Annotated in this window: 5 protein-coding genes; all 5 read left to right on the top strand. The window is 37.1% G+C overall.

Annotated features, from left to right (window positions below; translation table 11 throughout):
* The coding region (locus WKV44_10485; GenBank protein MEM5948962.1) for an RHS repeat-associated core domain-containing protein at window positions 1-868 on the top strand (868 nt) is incomplete at its 5' end.
* Window positions 865-1,662 carry a hypothetical protein gene (locus WKV44_10480; GenBank protein ID MEM5948961.1) on the top strand — a complete coding sequence of 266 codons (798 nt, stop codon included), beginning with the start codon at window positions 865-867 and terminating at the stop codon, window positions 1,660-1,662. The genes WKV44_10485 and WKV44_10480, both read left to right, overlap by 4 nt.
* 324 nt (window positions 1,663-1,986) lie before the next feature.
* On the top strand, window positions 1,987-2,160 hold the full coding sequence (locus WKV44_10475) for a hypothetical protein (protein MEM5948960.1): 174 nt from the start codon (window positions 1,987-1,989) through the stop codon (window positions 2,158-2,160).
* A gap of 98 nt (window positions 2,161-2,258) precedes the next feature.
* Window positions 2,259-2,498, top strand: a complete 240-nt coding sequence (locus WKV44_10470; protein ID MEM5948959.1) for a hypothetical protein — start codon at window positions 2,259-2,261, stop codon at window positions 2,496-2,498.
* Window positions 2,477-2,956 carry a hypothetical protein gene (locus WKV44_10465; protein ID MEM5948958.1) on the top strand — a complete coding sequence of 160 codons (480 nt, stop codon included), beginning with the start codon at window positions 2,477-2,479 and terminating at the stop codon, window positions 2,954-2,956. Before WKV44_10470 ends, WKV44_10465 begins: the two co-directional genes overlap by 22 nt.
* Window positions 2,957-3,041: the final 85 nt, after the last annotated feature.

Here is a 3,041-nt window from a genome sequence, read left to right as displayed (position 1 = left end):
AGAGAGTAAGGACAGTCTTAATCTGTACAGTACGCTGTACAGGTTTACGGGCAAGGAGCTTGATGAGGAGACAGGGCTGTATTATTACGGAGCAAGGTATCTTGATCCTAAGACCTCAAGGTGGATAAGCTCAGACCCTGCGCTTGGGGACTACATACCGCTGGCGCCTGTAAGTGATGAGGCGCGTAAGCACAACCGGAGCCTGCCCGGTATGGGAGGTGTGTACAATCTTGTAAACCTGCAGCTTTACCACTATGCGGGGAATAATCCGGTGAAGTATATTGATCCGGATGGGAGGGAACAAAATGTATTTCAATCAATTTTTACTTCTGTTTTGCAAGGATTAAGCAATATACCTCTATTAGGAGATTCTATAAGAAGTGGTATTACAATTGACATTCAAAGGAGTGAAGAAGATAATGGAAATAATGGGAAATATTATCGCTCTGAATTGAATATAAAATTTCTTGCTATGTCTTTAAATAAGGTAGCTGTCCAATCTACAGCAGATCATCCTAGATTAGGGCAACCAGGTTATGAGGGAAGAACATTACCAGAAGGAGAATATACTGGTTATCTATTAAAATCTAGTGGCAGTTATTTAAATCCTATCCATTTAGTGAATGAGGAATTAGAAGTTACAATCGATGATGATTACTTGATACATCCGAATCAGTTTACAAGAAGAACTGGAGGTCCTTGGAATCAGCCTTATGGTTTAGGATGTCAAATTACTAAACTCGAAGGTTTCAATGAAATAACAAATATTTTGAAAGGAATGGGTTTTGAGTATAAAGGGGATTTAACGGACAGAAGCCCAAAAAAAAGGGGTGATACCATCCCTGTAAAGATAAGGGGTATAGAATGAGTAAACATACGAGTTTGGGTATAATGATGTTGCTGATGGTAAGTTTCCCATTTTATGCACAAACTATACCGCCAGGCACAAGATATATCAAGGCTATGGCTACAAATGTGGAGTTTAGGGATAATAATCAAATAGCCTTTGATGATCTAAAAGAAGGAGAGAAAGTATACCGGTATGAACTTGAATATGTGCACAAGATTCCATTTTTGCGCATTTACAAAGAGGGAAGAGTAGAAGAGTATCTCGTGCTGTATAATGACCTTTTTATGATTTTGTACACGAAAGGAAAAAAGAGCTTCTATGACATATGGATAAAAAGCTTTAGATTTGAAGGGGAGATGAATGATCTTGGAGCAGCATCTTCCAGAATTATCTCTGCAAGTAGTGAGTTAAAGGAGGGAAACGTTATTTATGCGATTGATAACATTAACACCATAGATCTCGAGACTCCTTGGGTAGAAGGTGCAAAAGGATCGGGGACCGGGGAGTGGATCACACTAAAAGGTTATACGGAGCTGGATTCTCTCATAATCTTTTCCGGATATGTGTCATATGAGAAGCCCTATTTATATACCCAGAATGCTAGACCCAAGAAGATACGTGTTACGTGTAAAGAAGTTGGTTTTGAGAAGGATTTTGATATAGCAGATACGCCTAATCCACAAGTGTTAGAATTTGGTAGACTGATTAAGGTTGAGGATATTACAATTACAATCCTAGATGTATATCCTGGAACAAAATATGAAAACATGTGTATACATGCAATATGGAAGAGAAGAGTTCCTAACCGATAGATATGGTTTAAAGGCGTGTGGGAGAGCTGCTTGTAGTTCAGTAGACAGAAGGCTTGTTATGACCATTTTGTGTTTAGTGTAAAATCAAGTTCGCAATTTGGTAGTTGAAAAGTAACCGGCTAATACAGCGCGCCTGCCTTTGCCCCGTGTTAGCCGGAGGCAGGAGGGGCTGCGTCCTGCTTGGGTAGTGGGCTTTATAGGGCGCAGTCCCGACGTTCGGTGTAAAAAAATTTGAAGCAAGGTATAAAAGATTGAGTTATAATTTTGCTGACTGGTTTTAGAGAAGGGAAGCTTGCATCTTACCATTATGCGGGGAATAATCCGGTGAAGTATATTGATCCGGATGGTAGGAGGGGGATTACTCGTGATGAGAAAATGTTCATTGTTGAGATTTTTGGTTCTATAGGAGCAAAAGCTATAGAAAATGTAAGAATTGAGAGTAGTCATGGTAACAGAGCCGGATCGATGAAGATTTTCATCAGATTCAATATATTATAGATAATTATGGCACAGGTTTTATTCCTCTTCCTACATTAGGAAGTTCGGCATGGGATCAGCTGGCAAATGAGCAATTACTTTATTCTACTGGTTTTGATGTGTATTCTTTTGGTGACTATAAGATAACTGATCTGGCTGAATACAATGAATTGTCTGATATGCCCTATTTGGAGAGTCAAGCGCAAATGGTAGGTGACTTTGCTTTATTATATTATAAAGCAAGATATGGTAGTGGACTTTCAAATGCTGAGCAAAAAGTAATTAGAGAAATGAGTAGAATTTTACAGAATTCAGGTATTTTATCGGAGGCGGTTACATGGGTGTCAGAAAATTTATAATAGTATTTATTATAAGCATTATGTTAATAAGCTGTTCAGGTGAAGAGGAGATAAATGAATATAATATAGCTATTAGTAGTGGAAATCTAATTATATCAAATTCAAAAGTTAAGAGTGGGATTAGAATTATTCGAATTGAGATGTATTATAAGGATGGTAAACAGGTTTTTACGATAGGTAAGGAGGATGTGAAAATCAAAAATGGTAGGGCAGTAATAGGATTGCTTGATATTTTTAAGAAAGAAACATATAATTCGCGCATTTTTTTACCTTTTGTTTCCAATAGAGAATACTATATGACAATTGAATATGCGGATAGAATTTTTGAGGAGATAACATTTTTTGTTGGAAATCCAATCAGAGAAAAATCAATAGATTTGCTTAAAGAAAGCGAAAATCTTAAATCAGATATAAGGGTGTTGTTATTAGAAGTAATAAGATTTCGGATGAATTATTGAAGTTTTTTTACATGTAGTTAAATAAGAAACCTGTATATCGGACCCATGATTTTGGACAAAAGCTTAAGTCTGATGTAATAACAGG

The sequence above is a fragment of the Spirochaetia bacterium 38H-sp genome (assembly GCA_039023545.1).
Lineage (GTDB): Bacteria > Spirochaetota > Spirochaetia > Winmispirales > Winmispiraceae > Rarispira > Rarispira pelagica.
The sequence above is the reverse complement of the archived record's forward strand: the minus strand, read 5'-3'. Positions and strand labels throughout refer to the sequence as shown.

What these genes read in the sequence shown, in the direction of transcription:
- WKV44_10480 (MEM5948961.1), top strand. Translation starts at nt 865, where the DNA reads ATGAGTAAACATACGAGTTTGGGTATAATGATGTTGCTGATGGTAAGT.
- WKV44_10465 (MEM5948958.1), top strand. Translation starts at nt 2,477, where the DNA reads ATGGGTGTCAGAAAATTTATAATAGTATTTATTATAAGCATTATGTTA.